At 57.3% G+C, this 18,750-nt stretch carries 10 protein-coding genes; 6 read left to right on the top strand and 4 right to left on the bottom strand.

Annotated features, from left to right (window positions below):
* Positions 1-81 precede the first annotated feature (81 nt).
* The 3 genes from SFX18_11830 to SFX18_11840 all read left to right on the top strand — a co-directional run bounded on the left by SFX18_11830 (position 82) and on the right by SFX18_11840 (position 6,938).
* Entirely contained in the window at positions 82-1,161 is a 1,080-nt protein-coding gene (locus tag SFX18_11830) for an ADP-ribosylglycohydrolase family protein (GenBank protein ID MDX1963838.1), read from the top strand.
* 510 nt (positions 1,162-1,671) lie between these two features.
* Positions 1,672-2,919, top strand: coding sequence for a hypothetical protein (locus SFX18_11835; GenBank protein MDX1963839.1), 1,248 nt, complete (start codon positions 1,672-1,674; stop codon positions 2,917-2,919).
* On the top strand, positions 2,916-6,938 hold the full coding sequence (locus tag SFX18_11840) for an AAA family ATPase (GenBank protein ID MDX1963840.1): 4,023 nt from the start codon (positions 2,916-2,918) through the stop codon (positions 6,936-6,938). Before SFX18_11835 ends, SFX18_11840 begins: the two co-directional genes overlap by 4 nt.
* A gap of 101 nt (positions 6,939-7,039) precedes the next feature.
* Here SFX18_11840 and SFX18_11845 read toward each other — a convergent pair whose 3' ends face one another.
* Both SFX18_11845 and SFX18_11850 read right to left on the bottom strand, forming a co-directional pair.
* On the bottom strand, positions 7,040-8,839 hold the full coding sequence (locus SFX18_11845) for a hypothetical protein (protein MDX1963841.1): 1,800 nt from the start codon (positions 8,837-8,839) through the stop codon (positions 7,040-7,042).
* Between the two features lie 128 nt (positions 8,840-8,967).
* Entirely contained in the window at positions 8,968-11,271 is a 2,304-nt protein-coding gene (locus SFX18_11850) for a hypothetical protein (protein MDX1963842.1), read from the bottom strand.
* Positions 11,272-11,675: 404 nt separating this feature from the next.
* Here SFX18_11850 and SFX18_11855 point away from each other — a divergent pair, with 404 nt between their 5' ends.
* Entirely contained in the window at positions 11,676-13,340 is a 1,665-nt protein-coding gene (locus tag SFX18_11855) for a metal-dependent hydrolase (GenBank protein ID MDX1963843.1), read from the top strand.
* Between the two features lie 205 nt (positions 13,341-13,545).
* On the opposite strand, the gene dtd is transcribed toward SFX18_11855, so the two are convergent.
* Positions 13,546-13,995 (bottom strand): D-aminoacyl-tRNA deacylase, encoded by a 450-nt coding sequence (dtd, locus tag SFX18_11860; GenBank protein MDX1963844.1) that lies wholly within the window; start codon positions 13,993-13,995, stop codon positions 13,546-13,548.
* Between the two features lie 418 nt (positions 13,996-14,413).
* Between dtd and SFX18_11865 the strand changes: the two genes are divergently transcribed.
* Both SFX18_11865 and SFX18_11870 read left to right on the top strand, forming a co-directional pair.
* A complete protein-coding gene (locus tag SFX18_11865; GenBank protein ID MDX1963845.1) occupies positions 14,414-15,268 on the top strand; it encodes a fumarylacetoacetate hydrolase family protein in 855 nt (284 codons plus the stop codon).
* Positions 15,269-15,339: 71 nt separating this feature from the next.
* Positions 15,340-16,926 (top strand): aldehyde dehydrogenase (NADP(+)), encoded by a 1,587-nt coding sequence (locus tag SFX18_11870; protein MDX1963846.1) that lies wholly within the window; start codon positions 15,340-15,342, stop codon positions 16,924-16,926.
* A 197-nt stretch (positions 16,927-17,123) separates the two neighbouring features.
* Here the strand turns inward: SFX18_11870 and SFX18_11875 are convergent, their stop codons facing one another.
* Positions 17,124-18,731 carry an altronate dehydratase family protein gene (locus tag SFX18_11875; GenBank protein MDX1963847.1) on the bottom strand — a complete coding sequence of 536 codons (1,608 nt, stop codon included), beginning with the start codon at positions 18,729-18,731 and terminating at the stop codon, positions 17,124-17,126.
* Between the last annotated feature and the right edge of the window lie 19 nt (positions 18,732-18,750).

Raw genomic sequence — 18,750 nt, forward strand, 5'->3', positions numbered from 1 at the left:
AGCAGTGGCGAAAATCTCACCGAGAGCAGTTTACGGGGCAGGGGTGCTAGCAAGAAATCCTGGTGTCTTTAAACGAGAACGATGAATAAACCGCACGCTAGCATTGAAGGTTGTCTTTTCGGCACTGCCGTCGGCGATGCGTTGGGACTGCCTTACGAAGGTTTATCCTCCGCCAGAGCAATTAAACTATTGGGCTTACCGACACATTATCGGTTTTGTTTTGGTAAAGGAATGATATCCGATGACACCGAACATACGGTCATGATGGCGACTTCCATGCTTGCCACTTGGGATAAGCTTAAAGAGGCTGGAACAGACGAACTTTTAGAATACTTTGCCACATGTTTAAAAGCTTGGATTTTAGGGGTGCCCACAGGAGTGGGGTTGGCGACCTTGCGAGCGTGCTTGAAACTATTAGTCGGAGTAAATCCCCAGCGAAGCGGGGTTTTTTCCGCGGGAAACGGTCCCGCCATGCGAGCCGCGATTATTGGGGCATGTTGCGAGAATTACAAGCAAATTCAAGCAATTGTCAAATCCTCCACGTCCATTACGCACACTGATCCTAAAGCGGAATATGGCGCGCTTGCGATTGCTTTTGCGGCATGGCATGCTAAAACTCACAACAATATTTCCTTTGATGACTATTTACGGCATTTGGTCCAGTATTTACCCGATGATCCCGTCGCAAAGCAGTTGATTTCTCTTTTACAGCAAGCGCGAAGTTCACAACTTCAGAATCAATCCACGAGTGAATTTGCGACTGCGTTGGGCTGTCAACACGGTGTTTCTGGATATGTATTTCACACAGTTCCCGTGGCCATTCACGCTTGGATCTGTTATCCCGGGGATTATCGCTCTGCCGTGACAGCCGTCATCCGTTGTGGGGGTGACACCGATACCACAGCCGCAATTGTGGGAGGAATTGTGGGGAGCGCTTGTGGTAAGGCTGGAATACCCGCTGAATGGTTATTGCATCTATCGGATTGGCCAATCACACACTCTTGGATGAATGATTTAGCACAACAATTAGCGGCTAAAGTCCAGGGACAGAAGGCTATGTCAGTCAGGATGCCTATGATTTGGTGTTTTTACCCTCGCAACTTTCTGTTTTTATGTATTGTCCTTATGCACGGTTTTCGTCGACTATTTCCTCCCTACTAACCCTTTCTGATTAGATTGGTTTAATTATACCCTTAAATTTATCGGCATTTTTCAGCTTCCCCCGCCCCCCTTGCTAGCAAAAATCGCTGTAGCCGAATTCTCTCAGATCGACTAAATTCACCCAATGACCTGGGTCGCGGGGCTTGCCCCGCTTGCCAGCGACTGCTGTGGTACAGGCTTTCGATTGCCAACCCACGTCTCGATCAAACACCGGATTGCGACTGAATGTTTGTAAAGGAAAGAGATGAATCGGGCCTTTGGCCCTGACAATTTACTGGACTTAACACCTAGGGCGACGCTGCGCTTGCCCTAGGCTGATATAGGTCGGGCCTTTGGCCCGCAAAGATTGAAACGCCGTTGTACCAGACAAACAATAACGATTGGTCACCCAACAATACCCCCCTGCCCTGTTAAACACTACTGGCCAAAGGCGTGTGGGCGGGTTTAAGAAAAGATTCCCACGATTGGGAATCGCATGATTGGCCAGATTTGTGCAGGGAGGCACCCTCAATGTCGCAATCCGCTGTCGAATTTATGCAGTTGTCCGAGCTGCGGTTGGATCAACCGTGCGGCGGACTGGTGGAAGTTCCCGACCTGTTGCGGGAAACCCTGCTCGACGCCCCGTATCGCGCGGCCAGCCGCGCGTTCGACCTGGCCCTGGAACAAGAGGTCGATTTTGTCCTGTTGTCCGGCCACACCGCCGATTTGCAACGGGCCGGGCCCCGCGCCGCGATCTTTCTCGAACAGCAATTCACCCGCTTGGCCGAAAAGCAAATCCCCGTCTATTGGGCGGCCGGGCCAAAGGATCCCGCTTGGGAGGAAACGCTGGATGGCCAATGGCCGCGCAACGTGCGGATCTTTCCCCGCAACCATGCCGAAATTTTTAACTTTGAACGTTACGGCGTCCCCTTGATCCGTCTAGTCGGACGGTCCGGCGAAGCCAGCGCGTGGCATTTGAACGACCATGTCATTACTGAATCGCCCCTCTTTACCATCGGCCTGGGCCTGGTCCCTCCCGCGCAGCCCGATGGCAAGCGGTGGGATGTCGATTATTGGTGTTTGCATGGGCAGGCCTCCGCCACTCCGGCGGAACGGCAGCATCTACCCCAGGTGGAACATGTCTGGTTCCACGCGGCGGGCAGCCCCCAGGGGCGTTCGTTTGCCGAGTTACACACCCACGGCTGCACATTAGTCAGCGTGGGGGAGGATCGCAAGGTAAAAATGCGAACCTGCGCCACGGACGCAGTCCGGTACTTCGACGAGGTGGTCACCTGCGGCCCGCGAATGGACCACAAGGCGTGCGAAGCGGCCGTTTTGCGGCGGGGAGCGGCCCTGCGGGAGCAGCATCCCACCGTGACCAGCATCGTGCGCTGGACGATCACCGGCGAGGCCGAACAGCTTCCTCCGGCCTGGCCCGACGAATGGAGCGTGGAATTACTCGCGCAGTTGCGTCGGGACTTGGCTGGCGGTTCGCATCCCTTGTGGAGCAGTGGACTGCGGGTATTTTCCGCGGAAATTCCCGCGGAATTACTGGCTCAACGGACGCTGCTTGGGGACTATTTGCGTTCGCTGGGTGAGTATGAACAGATGGTGCGGGACCAGCGGAGCGCGGCGGATTGGCCGGGCCTGGGAACGGCGGTCGCCGCGCCGGTGGCGGAGTATTTGAACTGGCATGATCCAGCCGTGCGGCGGCAATCCCTGGCCGAGGCGGCATGGTGGGGCATTCGCTTATTAGGCACCGAGGAGGTGGCGGGATGAATATCAACTCCCTGGAAATTCATGGATTCGGCATTTGGAAAAACTTGCACGCCGAGCGGTTATCCCCCGGCTTGACGGTGTTTTATGGCCCGAATGAAGCGGGCAAAAGCACGATCATGCAGTTTTTGCGCGGAATGTTGTATGGCTTTACGCCTGGTCGGCGGGCCAAGTATCTGCCTCCCGTCCAGGGGGGTCGCGCCGGTGGTGAATTGTCGCTCTTGCATGACCGTGTCAACTGGACATTGCGCCGTTGGGACGAACAGCAGTCTGGTCTGGGAGAGCTCTCCCTGATCGGCGCCGACCAGCGCACTTACGGCGAGGATGCGCTCTTTGGCCTGTTGGGCGAAGTCGACGAAAACACCTACAACAATGTTTACGCGCTGAGCTTGCAGGAATTGCAGGAACTGGCCACGCTGCAAGAAACCGACGCCGGGCGGCTCTTGTATGAAATTTCCGCCGGGCTAGAACGGGTGTCGCTGGGGGATGTGCTGCGCGAATTGCAAACATCCCGCGCGCGGCTGCTCAATGACGGCGAGCGTCCCGCGCAACTCACCGAGTTGCTTAGTCAGCGGGACCGCTTGCGGAGCGAAATGGACCAACTGGCGGGGGAATGGCGCAATCGCCGCCGTTTACAGGATGAGCGGACCGAGTTGGAAAAAAACATCAGCGCCGCCCAGCAGGAGCAAAAGATTCTGCAGGACGAATTGCGCGTGGCGGAAACGGCGTATTCGCTGCGGGACCTGTGGTCGGCCCGGGCCAAGCTGAACGAGCAATTATTGAATCTGGGGGCGATCGAAAACATTCCCAGCGACGCGGTCGAGCGCATGGATCAGGCCCGCGCGACATTGCGGCGGGCGGCCCAACGGCGTCAAAAGCTGCAAAAACGCCAGGCGCAGCTGCGCCAGCGGTACGCCGGTTATGCGCTGAACCAAAATTTGTGGAAGCAAGCTCCGCGAATCCTGGCCCTGGCCGAGCACGAGCCTTGGCTGGCAGCCTTGGATCAACAGGCCCGGGACGCCAAACAGCAGTCGGCCCAATTAGAGAAAAAACTCTCCGCCTTAAAACACCAGCTCAATGTGGCGAATGAGCTGACCCCCGTCGCGCAAGAAACCCAGGTCCGCAAGTTGTCGGGCGTGCTGGCCGTGGCCAAGTCTTTGCGTCAGTCGGCGCTGCGGCTGAAGGATGTGCGGCAGTCGGTCCTCAATACCAGCGGCACGCGCGATGACACCCAACTGGAGATTGACGAACTGCTGGCCGCCCGCGGCGAAAGCAGCCTCACCGCCGCCCTGGAAAAAACCGGCCAACTGGCCGCGCTCTACCGTCGCCGGCTGCACCTGGATGAACGCCTGGCCCAAATGGAACGCAACCGGGCCGACCTGGAATTTGACCTGCGCGAATACGACGAACTGCAGATGATTCCCACTTGGGCCAGCGTGGGCCTGGGGGCGGTCTTTGCCTTTGGGGCGCTGATGATCATGGGGGGGTTGTTTTTAACCGCCAGTTACACCGGTGACCGCAACTTTTTAATGATATTGATTGGGGCCGCGGCCACGTTGGTCTCGATGCTGTTCAAATCGCAGCTTGAGCATGCCTCCGCCCGCAAGGCCGACGCCTGTCAAAAACAACTTGGCCTGGTGCGGAGGCAAATCGAACAGGCCACAGCCGAGATCGCCGAACTGGACGGGCAAATCCCCGAGGGGACCGGCCCTCTGGCGGCGCGATTGGAATCCGCCGAATATGAACTGGCCCGCCTGGAGGAACTGGTGCCGCTGGAATCGCGCCGGGTCAGTTCCCATCAAGAGTCCATCAACATCCGCGAACGGCTCAAACAAGCCCGCTTGGGCTACCATAAAGCCCGCAAACGCTGGGTGGCGGCGCTGGTGGCGGCTAAACTGCCCGAAACGTGGTCCCCCCGCCAAGTGCGCGAACTGGCCCGCCAATACCAGGACTTGGGCCACATCCACAAGCAATGGGAACACACCCAAGCGGACCAGGATCGCCGCCTGCGCGAAGCGACCGCGCTGCAGACGCGGGTGGAACAACTGTTCGTGGAGACGGGGCTAGTCCCCGAGCAACAGTCCTTGCTGGACAACATCCGCCAATTGCGGCGCGAGCTTAACGCGCACGAAACCCAATCCGCTGAGCGGAAAAATTTGCGGCAGCAGCTATTAAAAAACCGTTCTCGGTTAAAGAGTCTGGCCCGGGTGATTCATAAAAATGAACTGCAACGGGATCAGCTTTTACGGGCGGTGCACGCCACGGATGAGCGGGATTTTCGCGAGCGGGTGGAAAAATACCTGCAACTGGCCGATTTGACCAAGCGCCGGGACAATTACGCGCGGGAAATCCACGCCGCGATCCAGGGTTTTTGTGGCGAGGACGACTTGCTGCGGTGGTTCAAGTCCGGCTCGCGCGATTCGCTGGAAGTCCGACTGCCGGAACTGCGGCAACGGTTGGATACCCTGCAGGAACGCTTGCGGCAATTATTTGAACGCCGCGGCGCGCTGGCCCAACAGTTAAAATCATTGGCCGAGGACCGCCGCCACGCCAGCAAGCAACTGGAACTGAACATTGTCGAGGAAAAAATACGCGAGGGGGTCGCCCGCTGGCGGGCCTTGACCGTGACGCAAACGGTGCTGGATAACCTCAAGGCCGAATACGAACGCGAACGCCAGCCGGAAACCCTGCGCGAAGCCTCGCGCTATTTGCGGCGGCTGACGCTGGGCCAGTATGAACGCGTCTGGACGCCAATCGGCGAGCAACGGCTGTGCGTGGATGACCAGGCGGGGCAAACCATTCCGGTCGAAAACCTGAGCCGCGGCACGCGGGAGCAACTCTTTTTAGCGCTGCGGTTGGCGTTGACGGCGGGCTTTTCCAAGCAAGGCCGCAACCTGCCGCTGGTCCTGGATGACGTGCTGGTGAACTTTGACGATGTGCGGGCACCCGCCGCCGCCGAAGTTTTACGTGATTTTGCCGCGGAAGGTCACCAGATTTTGCTCTTTACCTGCCACGAGCATATTGGCCGGATATTTAAGTTACTGGATGTTGATGTCCGCCGCCTCCCCACGCACGAGCAGCCGGATATTTGGCCGGAATTTGTCCTGGCCGACCCGGAGACCAAAATTGTAGAGGTCATTCGCGAGGTCCCGAAAATTATCGAAGTTCCCCGTGCCGAACCGGTTGCCGTGGAAGTGGAAAACAGGGATTCGCAGCCCGAGCCCGAAGTTCCCGCCGAACCGTATCCCCCCGCCCAGCCAGAGCCGCGTCGCCGCCGCCGCCGCGCGCGGGGGGAAGAGCTTGCACCCGATGCACGATTCGTCGAGCCGGTGGATTTGCCCATCGTCCCGTTACCGATTGTCGAATTGCCGATCGTGGCCCAGCCCCCCGCGCCGCCGGTGGAGACAATACGCGCCGCCATCGATTTACCGCGCCATTTTCCCCAGCCTAAGCCGCAAAAGGCGTACATCCCCGAACCGGTGGTGATTTACCGGGAGGCGGTTCGCCCCGCTCCCGCGCTGCCGGCGCGGGAACTTCCCGCCACGCCCGAACGAACCCAGGTGCTGCAGGTATTTGAACAGGTCTTTGTGCCGCGGGTGAAACTGCCCGTGTCGGCGGCTAACGTTCCCCAGCCGCCAGTGTATTCCGTGAATTATGCCGAGCGACAACCGCGTCCTCCCCGGGTGGAGCTGGCGGGCGCGGCCTCCGCTCCCCTGCCCCGCCCCGCGGTCCGTCAGCCGCAAGTGGCCGCTGTGGAATCCCAATTACGCGTCGATCCCCCGCAAAGCCCCCGCGCGACCTGGGTGGCCAAGCGGGTGAACTGGAACGCGGAAGAATTTGAAGGGGAATTGGACGATCAAGTGCGCCGCGAACGGGCCTTGCGCCAAGCCCTGGAACGGACTGACGTTACCGCCCGGGAAGCCCAGCCCGCCACGATGAATAGCAATGCCGACACGCTGCCAGGTTGGCAACTGGTCAGTAACGGCACAATGGAAAAAATCGCCGTGGAACGCGTTTCTTAGCATGCATAAAGCAAAATGCCCGGGCGGATAAGATCCGCCTGGGCATTATTTAGACATGACCAGTCTAGCTTGCCTTTAGGCTTGGGTTATAACCTTCTCCCTTAGAAGGCTCGATTTTGTAAAATTCCCTGGACGTAGCTGGACGTGGCGGTCATCAGGTCGATCAGCACAACGCTGTTAGTTTCTAACAGGTTGCCGCTGGTGCTAATCGTCAGACCGACCGGGGGAGCGGCGGGAAAATCCGGAATCTGAGGCATGATTTGGCCATTTCCCTGGGCGGCCATGGCTTCGCGCATCAGCGAGGTGATCAGGTTGACGTAACCACCCAGGCTAAGCAAAAACACGCCGTGTCGTTTGGCTGGGAGCAGTTTGAGCGTGGCTTCCACGTCGGATTCAGCCGCCAGGGGGTTGGGTGTTTTGCCGTAATCCTTAATAAAGTCCCTTAACAGGGCTTCGTTATAGCTCAGCACGATGGTTTGGTCGTCGATAGCCAACATGGTGATGGTAATGGAGTCATTTCCCCCCAGCAGCCAGCGGCGCAGCATTTCGTTGATTTTTTCGGCCTCGGGTCCGGCGGCGGCCTGGCCCGTGCTGGCCATGATGGCCTCGAGTGGCATATTCAAGGTCAAGGCGGGACGGTCGTTGATGGTCGTGCGTTTCGGCTCAAAGGCAAAAGGCTTGGGGGCCGACTTAAACAGCTCATTCATCGCGGCGTACATTTCCTCGTACGCCAGCAGCGATTTTGGCGCGTCCTTGGTAGCCAGGATCGCTAGCGTGCCGTCGTACAACCCCTCGCCGGGACCGGCCTGGCCCATGACAAAGGCTCCCCCGAGCATGTTTTCATTGGACTTTTTAGCCGCGTCCACCAGCGCCTGCAGCTTCGCGGGATCGACTTTGCCATCGGCGGGGACGGCGTTAAATATTTTGGGCAATAATTCGCCGGTTAATTGTGAATAATCGTTGACCGCCTCGGGAGAGGCGGACATTTCTCCCGCCACGACAAACGGCATGGCCGGCAGGTGCTTTAGCCCTTTGGCCATGGGTGCCGTGGGATGGCCTAAAAATTTGGCCACGGAGCCGGCTTCCTTAAAAAATGTCCGTGTATCCGTGAGCAGATTGGATTCCTCGTCAAGTTGGACGCCAATGATTGACAGTTGGGCTTCGTCCTTGAGCACAGTGAAAACCTTTTCATAGATATCAAAAACGCCGGTCGCCATCTGGGCGTTGGGCGCGTTGGCTAAGACGCCTTTGAGTTGTTGTAAGCCGGATATTATCCCTTCCATGGCTTTTTGGATGCCGGGTTGAAATCCGATGACCAGCACATCATATTTGCTCCCCCAGGCGGCCTGGCTGCGTAAACTTTCTTCGCTCGTGGAGCTATCCTTTAGAAAAGCCTCAAACGCGTCCTTGTAGTCGGGGCTGGTAATGACGGCATAATCGCCGCGCAGGGCGACCAGCGCGCTGCCAAAGGGAAAGGTCACTTTCTTGTGGCCGTCGGCGTCCTCGACTTCGCTATAGTTATCCAAAAAGTCCGCATACTTGCTGACCGGGATTAGGGCAATCGGCGCGGGAACCGGCTCGTTAGGGTATATACACAGGACAATTGCCCGCGACTCGTCCACGCCGTTATGGGCGCCGGTGGTCAGCTTGATCTGGGAGATGACATCCGGGGCGGGAATTTGCAATTCATTGGTCAGCTTGGAGATTTTCTCGTTTAATTCACCCGGGTTGCGAAAAACGATCGCCGCCCAGGATTTACCGGGGATGATGCTGCCCGGCGATTGATCAGCGGCCTGCGCGGGAAGTGCCGCGCACAGCGTGGAAACCAAACAAGCAAACCCCAGGCAAATCGCGGAAAACCAACGCGATTGGGGAACATAGCGGGTCAATGAACGAGTCATCATCGTTTCCTTAACAAAGTTAATTCGAAGGGTAAATGTAATCTATACAGATAATTGGCGGGAAACTTACTTTCCCGCCTTGCATCATACAGCAACCGGAACATTATCTCAAATTTGGCCTTGTAACCCTAATTGGTCAGGCTATCCTGCCATTCCTTAAAATCATTTCCATAAGTGACGGCGCTTTTGAGGAACTCTCCCGGCACGACAATCTGACATTCCACGGCGGTCGGGGCCACGCGATAGGTCAACCCCAGCGGCGGCGAGGAGGGGAATTCTGGCGGCGGAGTCAGTTTATTGGCGAGTTGCGGGATAAAATCAATAAACACTTCAAAAATCATCGATTGGTAGGAATTGATCATGGGAGAAATATTAACCAGCAAAATCGCGTTATGTTTGGCGGGGAGCATTTCGAGCGTGGGGAGGATCTCGGCATCCTGGCTGAGCGCGTTTTGCTGCTTTTCCATTCCCGCCATGACATCCTCTAAAAATGTCTGGTCATGTCCGTACAGCACGGTGTTTTCATCCCAAGTCACCCAAAAGGCGTCCACTTCCAAATCGACGCCATACATCCGCTCGAAAAATTTGCGTTGAACCTCCCGTTCGCGGGGGCGAAGCGGCAACGAGCGAAGGATTAAGTCAAAATCGATCTTCATTTGCGTGGCGGGCTTGTCCCGAATGGTCAGTTCCTCCAATTCGCCAAAGCGGCTTTCCCCCGCTAGTTCCTCGTCGATCTGGATTTGCAGGTGGTGCAGTTCATCATACAAGCGGCGAAATTCCGCCGCGTTCTGAACGTCATACGCATAAAGTGTGCGGGTGTAGACGTTATCATCGCTAGAGTCCAAGGCGCCTTGGTAAAGCGTGATGCTGCGAATGTTCTTCGCGATTTCACTTTGGACCTTGGCAAATTTTTTGGCCAACTCCACGGGGATTTTGACCCCTTCCTCGTCGGCCAACTCCTCTTCGCCACTGTCCCCGGCGGGTTTCTCCCCTTGATCCGCGGGTTTTTTGGCCTTGGGTTTTTTGGTGGCGGGTTTCTCGGTGGGGGATTCCTCGGGCGGGGTCTCCGCCTCGGGTTCTTCTGTCACGGGATTTCCGTTTTCATCAAATTTGGGAGTGGCGGGGGACGTGGCGGGTTTTTCGGGTTTTTCGGCCTTGGGCTGTTCGGCATCCTTCTCCCCGGCGGCGGTGTCCCCATCCCCTTCCCCTGCTGGTGGCTCCTCCGAGGGCATGTCATCTTTAGCAGGGGTTTTTTTCTTGTTTTTGCCAGAAGAGGGCTGGCCTTCGGCATCCTCGTCTGGGTCATCCTCTCCCAGGGCATTTGCCAGATAGTATTCCTCCGGCAGTTCAAAGTTTCCCTCTTTGAGGTAACTGACCTCGGAAACAAATATGATCGGACCCTGGGGCAAGCTGTTAAGATTGAGCTTGGACGTTTGGGGGTAGGTTTGCGACCAGCGCGAGATGCTGCCATTTGCCCGATGGAGCGAGCGGATCGTCAACCCCATGTTGGATTCCTCGTCAATCCGAAAGGCAAACGCCAAAAACTGGCATTCCGCCTGAACCGCTTTGATGGTTTCCTTGGTCACGCCGATGACCACCTTGGTAAATAACTCGTTGGCCTTGGTCTTTTGAGACTCCAGGCGGGCCTTCATGTAAGCTTCGACAAAGTCCTGAAAGATCGTGGTAAATTCCAGGATGCCGGACTTGAGCAACACCACGGTGGCGTCATTTTTGGAAATCCAATCCTCAAAGGGCTTGATCGCCTGTTCGGCCCGGGTGTTTTCCTTTAAGAACCGCTCCAGGATGTCGGCGTTGTGCCCCTCGCTCAGGACGGCATAGTTTCCTTTTTCGGCCAGGGCGCCGCTGGCCGCCCCGCCGGGAAGCCGCACTTCCTTGAGCTTGCCGCGGGTCTGCAACACGTCGAAATTTTCTAAAAACGCCTTTTGGCTGGTCACGGGAACCATCAAGATCAAGATTGGCCCATTATTGCCCGGATAAATTTGCCCGATCAGCGGACGTTTCCAATCGACACCCTCGTCAATCTGAAACAGTGCCTTGAGCACTTCGATTGGTTCGGGAATGGGCAATTGCAAAATCTCTATCGTTTGCTTTAGCTTTTCCTGCAATTGCGCGACTTCGTTTACCACGATAAAGCCGTGCGACTTGCTATTGATCAAATGTCCTATTTTAGGACGGGGCTTCGCGGGTTGGCTGCCGGGTTCGGTGCTCAGTTTGGGTGGCTGCTTTTCCGAATCGCTTTCTTCCGGCTGGGTTACTTCCGTATTATCCGGGGTGGATGAGTCACTCTCCGCGCCATGTAGCCCAAGAGGGAGCCAGGCCAATAAGATTGCCAGTGACGCCAGCCTGCGCCAGCTTTCGCGCGGGAAACAACAGCCGATGGCCGTAAATGCCTGTCGTGCAAATCTGCCCATAAATTCCCCACTGTTTAAAAATGCGGTAATGACGGTTAGCAAACCGAAATAGTGGACACGATCCCGGGGATTGCCAAGGATAAGGAAAAAAAGTTGCCAGCTAGCATGGTAACGTCTGGCGGGGAGCCGGGGCAACTAACGATCGCGGAAAAATCCAATTTATGATGTCCCGGTTTGGTTTCTGTCCGCCCCGCCCCGTCTGGTCGATTGGAAAAAACGCGGGTTATCACCCATTGCTAGCAATTTGTTAGCAAACGGTCATTCCGGCACATTCTAAGTTTGCGGGACGCTATTATTTCCGTTAATTGTTCGCGATTTTTCCTAACTTGCTCTTGGTCCGTACCCGCATCCGCGTGTAAAGTTGGGCGGTTTTTTAATTGTTCCCGGGCCTTGCGAGCAGTTCCATGGCGGATTTTCAATCCCATATTACGACCAGCACGGTGGTGGGAATCGCCGGCGGGTTGGCGGCCAATGCCTTTTATGACGTTCCCGCTCCGACCTGTGTTTTGGCGGGGGGGATGTGTAGTGCGGCGGGGATGCTGCCCGATCTGGATAGCGAGTCTGGCGTCCCCCTGCGCGAAAGCATCGCCTTTGCCGCGGCGGTGATTCCGCTGGTCCTGATTGAACGCTTTGCCAAATTGGGCTGGTCGCTAGAGGTCATGATCCTGGCGGGGGCGGCGGTCTATCTGTTTATCCGTTTTGGCGTGGCGGAACTGATCAAGAACTTTACCGTGCACCGCGGCATGTTTCACAGCATCCCGGCGCTGTTAATTAGCGGACAGTTGACGTTTCTGATCTACGATAACGAAAACGTCTTTTACCGGCTGTTCGTGGCGGGGGCGGTCATGGCCGGGTATGCCTCGCACTTGCTGCTCGACGAATTTTGGAGTATGGAATTTGGCTATGGCCTGCCGCAATTTAAGCGGAGCTTTGGGACGGCAACCAAATTCCTCAGCGGCTCTTTTCGCGGCAATTTAGTTGTCTATAGCCTGGTCTTTGGATTGGGGTACCTGGTCACGCAAGAAACCGGCTGGCGCGAATGCGTTTCTCCCTGGCTCAATGGGCAGGTGTCGCTGGCCCAGGAACGGGTGCAGTTTCGGACTCGATTGGGCAATTGGCGAGAACGTTTTTTTGAAAATCAATATGGGGGCATTCCCGCAAACGCGGCCGATCACGCGGAACAACGCCAACAGGCCTATGCCGCGGGGCAAAATTCCGCTTTGCCCAACTTTACCCAGCCTAATTTGACGCAGCCCCAGTCTGCGGCCACCCACCCTGCCCCGCCGGCGCTACAATCGTCGCCTGCCAATGCGGGCGGCACTAATAATTCCCTCGGCCACAATCTGGGGGGGATTGCCATCCCTCAACCTCCACCGCAGGAACCCATCTCCAGCACTTGGCCCCAAGTGGCCGACGCCATGTCGCCCCCAGCGGCGGTGCCGCACCCATGGGTGACAGAACCGGGGGCCCCGTTGCAGCCGCACAGTTGGCCGACTTCCGCGATTCCCGTCGCGCACCAGCCACCCCCCAACTTTACCGTGATGCAGCCAAATTTTCCGACGTTGGCGCCTCCGGTAAAAATTCAAGAGCCAATTGCCACCACCCCCCGCGCGCCGCAGTTAACAGCTATTCCCACGGGTTGGCCAAAAGACGCGGGAAATGCGTTTACCAAGGAGAATGCCCCCAACTTTGCGGGAACTCCTTCAACCAGTCAGTTAAGACCCCTAGATGACATATCAGCATCACGGGAGATCAGCCAACCCGCCAGTAGTTCCGCCTGGCCCACGTTGGGAAATGGCTCCCCTCCCCTGGCCAATGCGTCGCCAGCGGCGGGCAATTTTTCGGCCACTCCGCGGGAATTTGCCATAGGGCAAAACACCGGCACGCAGCCTTCATCACCGCGTCCCTTGATGTCCCAGCCCGCCACGCCCAATCTCGAATTTTTGCATGGGCCAGAGGGTTCACCGACTGCCCGGCAGATTGGCTCGGAAATTTATGATTACTTTCCGACGCTAAGGCAATGGCCGACGCAGCCAATTACAAATTACAAATTACAAATTACGAATTGAATACAGCAGTATTTAGCAAACACCCTCGCTCCCCAGCACCTCCGCACCTGCTTATGCTAGTCGCGGGGGCAAAAGCAAGTTTTGTCCCCGCCACCCGCTCGCGTACCGGCGGACTAACGTCTCCCGCCTCCCGCCTCTCGTTTCCCACACCGCCGATGCCATCGGCGGCTTTGTTGACTAAAGCCCGTGCCATAGTATAACCCATCTAAAACAACTTACGGCTATCTAGCAGCAGCGTCACCGGGCCGTCGTTGACTAGCTCGACCGCCATATCGGCTTGAAATTGCCCCGTGGCGGTCGTGATTCCCCGTGCGTCTACAAGTTCCACCAATCGTCGATACAGCGCCTCAGCCACATCCGGGGCCGCCGCGCTGGAAAAACTGGGACGCCGCCCCTTGCGGCAATCGCCCAGCAATGTGAACTGGCTTACGATCAGCATTTGGCCCCCCGCTTGGGCCAGGTTGAGATTCATTTTTCCATCGGGATCGGCAAAGATTCGCAGTTCGCACAGTTTTTCGGATAACTGGACCGCATCCGCCGTCGTGTCGCCGTTTTCCACCCCCAAGAGCACCAGCATCCCCCCGCCAATCTGGCCAATGACTTGACCAGCCACGGTGACACTGGCCCGCGAAACTCGTTGCACCACAGCGCGCATAAGGTTGTTCTGTGCTGGATTGTAAGGATGTTGTACGATGGATTAGGTTATAGGCCGCGATATAGCAAATCACAATCCAACTTGCTTAATCCCGCGCATCTGGCTCTGGCACCCTACTTAGGCTAAATTGAGCTTTGGCTATCCGTATTGGTAACCCTTCAAATCTTCGCGACTTGCGAAGATTATTCGTTGACCAAACATATTGGGCCAAAGGCGTTTGATTTTTTGCGGGCCAAAGGCCCGACCTATCTCAGCCTAGGGCAAGCGCAGGGTCGCCCTCGGTAAATGGGATAAGAAAAATGGAAGGGCCAACGGCCCGTTTCATCCACTTTAACCAACGATTCAACCGTCCCTTAGGTTTCGGGGCTGAAGCCCGAACTACGACTATTCCGTCACTTTTTTACGAGGCCGGATCCTGATGCAACTGGCAAAAATTCGCTACGGTACCTGGGGAGAATCACTGGGCGTGGTGAGCGATCATGCAGTGACCCCTTATGCATTTAACCAGCAGTATCCCACGCTGGCGGCACTCTTGGAAGCTTCGGACGTGGCGGCTGCCGTCGGGACGCTGCAACCACGCGGGGCGGCGGTCCCCTGGGCTAGTGTGAAATTTCAAGCACCGATTGACCAGCAAGAAGTCTGGGCCGCTGGCGTGACCTACAAGCGGAGCAAGGTCGCCCGGATGGAGGAATCGCAGGGGGCCGCCAGTTTTTATGATCTGGTCTATGCCGCACCGCGGCCGGAACTTTTTTACAAAGCCAGCCCCCATCGCGTGGTCGGACCGGGGGAAAACATTCGCATACGCCGCGACGCCACTTGGAATGTCCCCGAGCCAGAGCTAGCCCTGGTGCTCAATTCCCGCCACCAGTTGGTGGGCTACACCATTGGCAATGACATGAGCAGCCGCGATATCGAAGGCGAGAACCCCCTCTATTTGCCCCAGGCCAAGGTCTATAATGCCTGTTGCGGGCTGGGACCGGTGGTGACACTAGCCGCGGATGTGGCGGATGTGACCCAACTGGGGATCTCGATCGAGGTCCAGCGTGGGAAGGAACGGGTATTTGCGGGGGAAACCAGCATCGCCCAAATGGCGCGGACGTTTGATGACCTCATCGGCTGGTTGGGGCGGGACCAGAGTTTCCCCCAGGGAGTGATTTTACTCACTGGCACGGGCATCGTCCCGGGAAATGATTTTACCCTGTTGCCCGGCGATCGAGTGACGATTCGCATTGAGCAGATCGGCGAATTGACTAACACGGTGATCCAGGGCTAAGAAAGAAATATTGCGTACATAAATCATCAATCACCAGGACAGAACATCAATAAACAGAGGACAGGCCAAAGATGGAACCTATTTTAATTGACGGACAATGGCGGGCCAGCGCCGGGACCGAGGGCTTTGCCCCGGATAATCCCGCGACCCGCACCCCCCTGCCCCAGAGGTATCCCATTAGCCCCTGGGCCGATCTGGATGCGGCCCTCTCGGCGGCGGCATCGGCGTATGCGCAGTTGCGTAACTGCCCGGCGGGTCAGATTGCGGACTTTATGGAAAGTTATGCCAGCTTGCTGGGGGAACATGCGGCGCAAATCTGTGAACTGGCCCATTTAGAGACGGGGCTGCCGATTAAGCCGCGCCTCGCCGATGTGGAACTTCCCCGCACAATCAATCAGCTACGCTTGGCCGCGACCGCCGCGCGGGATGGCACTTGGGCGTTGCCGACGATCGACACCGCTGCCAAAATACGATCTTGCCTAGGCTCAATTGGGCCGGTAATTGTGTTTGGGCCGAATAACTTTCCCTTTGCCTACAATGGCGTGGCGGGAGGGGATTTTGCCGCGGCGATTGCTACCGGTAATCCGGTAATTGGCAAGGCGAACCCCGGCCACCCCGGCACCACTAAGCTGTTGGCCGAGGTGGCTCTGAGCGCGGTGAGTCGGACCGGTTTGCCCCCTGCTACCGTGCAACTGGTGTATCGAACCAGCCATGCGGACGGCGAGCGGCTGGTCAGCGATCCCCGGACCGCGGCGATCGGCTATACCGGCGGACGAAACGCGGGCTTAGCGCTTAAGCATGCCGCCGACAACGCGGGTAAACCGATTTACCTGGAACTTTCTAGCGTCAATCCCGTGGCCATTCTGCCGGGCGCGCTCCAGGAGCGGGGCTCGGCAATTGTCGAGGAATATTGCGGCAGTTGCCTGATGGGAAGCGGGCAGTTTTGTACGAATCCGGGGTTAGTTTTACTTTTGGCGGATCCCGCCAGCGATGAATTTGTACGCGGCGTGACACAAAAATTTCAAGCGGCCCAACCCGGCACGCTCTTGGGGGCCACCGTCGAACGGCAGTTGCACGCCGCCGTGCAAAAAATGCACGCAGGTGGAGCCAAAATCTTGTGCGGCGGTCAACCGACGGGTGAGAGTCGCTACGCCTACGCCAACACTCTGTTGCAAATCACAGGCGCGCAATTTTTAGCTGAATCCGAGCTGTTTCAGACCGAGGCTTTTGGCAATGCCGCGTTGTTTGTTATGGTCGCTACCGCCGACGAAGCCGCCGCGGTCTTGCGGCAGTTGGAAGGGAACCTGACTGGCAGTCTCTATACCGGCATGACGGGCGACTTTGCCGCGCAGGACGCGCCGCTGTATGCCCTGCTGGAACCAATTTTACGCGATAAAGTGGGCCGCCTGCTCAATGATAAAATGCCCACCGGCGTCGCCGTCAGTCCCGCCATGAATCATGGCGGACCCTACCCCGCCACCGGACACGCGGGCTTTAGCGCCGTGGGCGTGCCGGTCAGCTTGCGGCGGTTTGCGGCGCTGCACTGTTATGACAATGTCCGCGAACCTCGTTTGCCGCCGGTTTTAAGGGATAAAAACTCCACCGGGCAAACTTGGCGGTTGATCGATGGCAATTGGACGCAGGGAGACGTAGCGTAAATGCAGAATTATGAATGAAGAATGCAGAATTAAGCACTTCCCTGTCCCGTCCCGACTCTCAGCTTATTCGGCAACAGAGTTGCCTCCTACAATTTTTCCCGCATCTCACGACCCGCGCCCCGTCTCCCGCTTACTGGCGGACTGACGTCCACCGCTCGCCTTCGCCGCACCAGTCCCGTCCGGCGGACGGGACCTACTCACAGCGTTGGCCCCAGCATCCAGGGTTGAAATTCCTCGGTCCCCAGGTCTTGCGCTTCACTTTTACTCGGTTTGCCGCTGGCCAGGTCTAATAACGCCTGAAAAATTTCCTGCCCAACTTCGTTGACAGGCTTGCCGTGCAAAATATCGCCCGCGTTGATATCCATATCGGCCTGCATCCGTAGGTACATCGGCGTGTTGCTGGCGATTTTTAACACGGGACTGGGCTTAAACCCAAAGCACGACCCCCTTCCCGTGGTAAACGCCACCAAGTTCGCTCCCCCCGCGACGATGCCCGTTACGCTCACCGGATCCAAACCCGGCGTGTCCATCACGACCAGCCCGCGTTCGGTTACTTGTTCGGCGTATTCATAAACGGCATTCAGGGCCGTGGTTCCTCCTTTGATAATGGCCCCGAGCGATTTTTCATAAATCGTGGTCAATCCGCCAGCCTTGTTACCGGGAGAGGGGTTATTGTCCGGCGTGCAGCCATACATCCCCGCATACCATTCCCACCAGCGAATCCGGTCGAGCAGCTTCTGGCCGACGGCGGGCGTCCGGGCACGCCGGGTGAGGAGTTGTTCCGCGCCGTAAATTTCGGTCGTTTCGGCTAGGATGACCGTCCCTCCGGCGGCCACTAGCATATCTGCCGCATGGCCCAGGGCGGCGTTGGCGGTGATGCCGGAGTTGCCATCGGAGCCGCCGCAATTTGTCCCCAGGATGATCTGGCTAGCGGGACAAGGCTGCCGCGAAAAAGCGTTCACCCGCGGTAATAGTTGCTCCACTAGTGCGATTCCCGCCCGGATTGTGTTTTGCGTCCCCCCCAGGTTCTGCATGACCAAGACCGGCGGGGCGTAACTGGCGGGCTGTGATGATGGCGTAGGACTAGTTTTTGCGGTGTTCGTTTCGCCCACTGCCGCGTCGTTTTTTGCGCTCCCTCGAAAATCCCCCACTTGCACCAACTTGGCGTCCTCAATGAGCGCACCGGGTGTGACTGTTTCGCAACCCAGGCCAATCAGCAGATATCCGCCGATGTTGGGATGTTTGGCCATGCCCCCTAACACACGATTGAGCAGGCGATGAAATTCACCGCGAAATTCGATGCCGCAACCATGCCCATGGGTAAAGGCGACGACGCCATCCACATTGGGATAAGCGGCCAATCGTTCGCGGGTAAAGTGGGCGGCGACGCGTTTGGCCACGGTGGCGGAGCAATTGACGCTGGAGATGACCGCCAGATAATTGCGTGTTCCCGCCCGTCCGCCAGGACGTGGATAACCGAGGAATGTCTTCCCTGTCAGGGGGGTGGGATCCGGCGGAATGGCGGTGGCCAATTCGTGTTCGCCCGCGAGTTTTCCGGCGGTGAGATTGGGGCTATGAATCCAGTCCCCGCGGCAAATTTCCGTGGTTGTCGTGCCGATATACTGGCCAAATTTTTTGACGGGCGCGCCCTCGGGTAAATCGACCAGTGCGACCTTATGACCGGCGGGGATGTTTTCCGCTATGGTGAAATTAAATTCCGCCACTGCCACGCGTTCCCCTTCCACCAAGTCGCGCGTGGCCACGGCTAGCGGATCATCAGGATGCAGATGCAAAAGCGTGGGCATGAGTAGGTCCCGTCCGCCG

The sequence above is a fragment of the Pirellulales bacterium genome (assembly GCA_033762255.1).
Classification (GTDB): Bacteria; Planctomycetota; Planctomycetia; order Pirellulales; family JALHPA01; genus JANRLT01.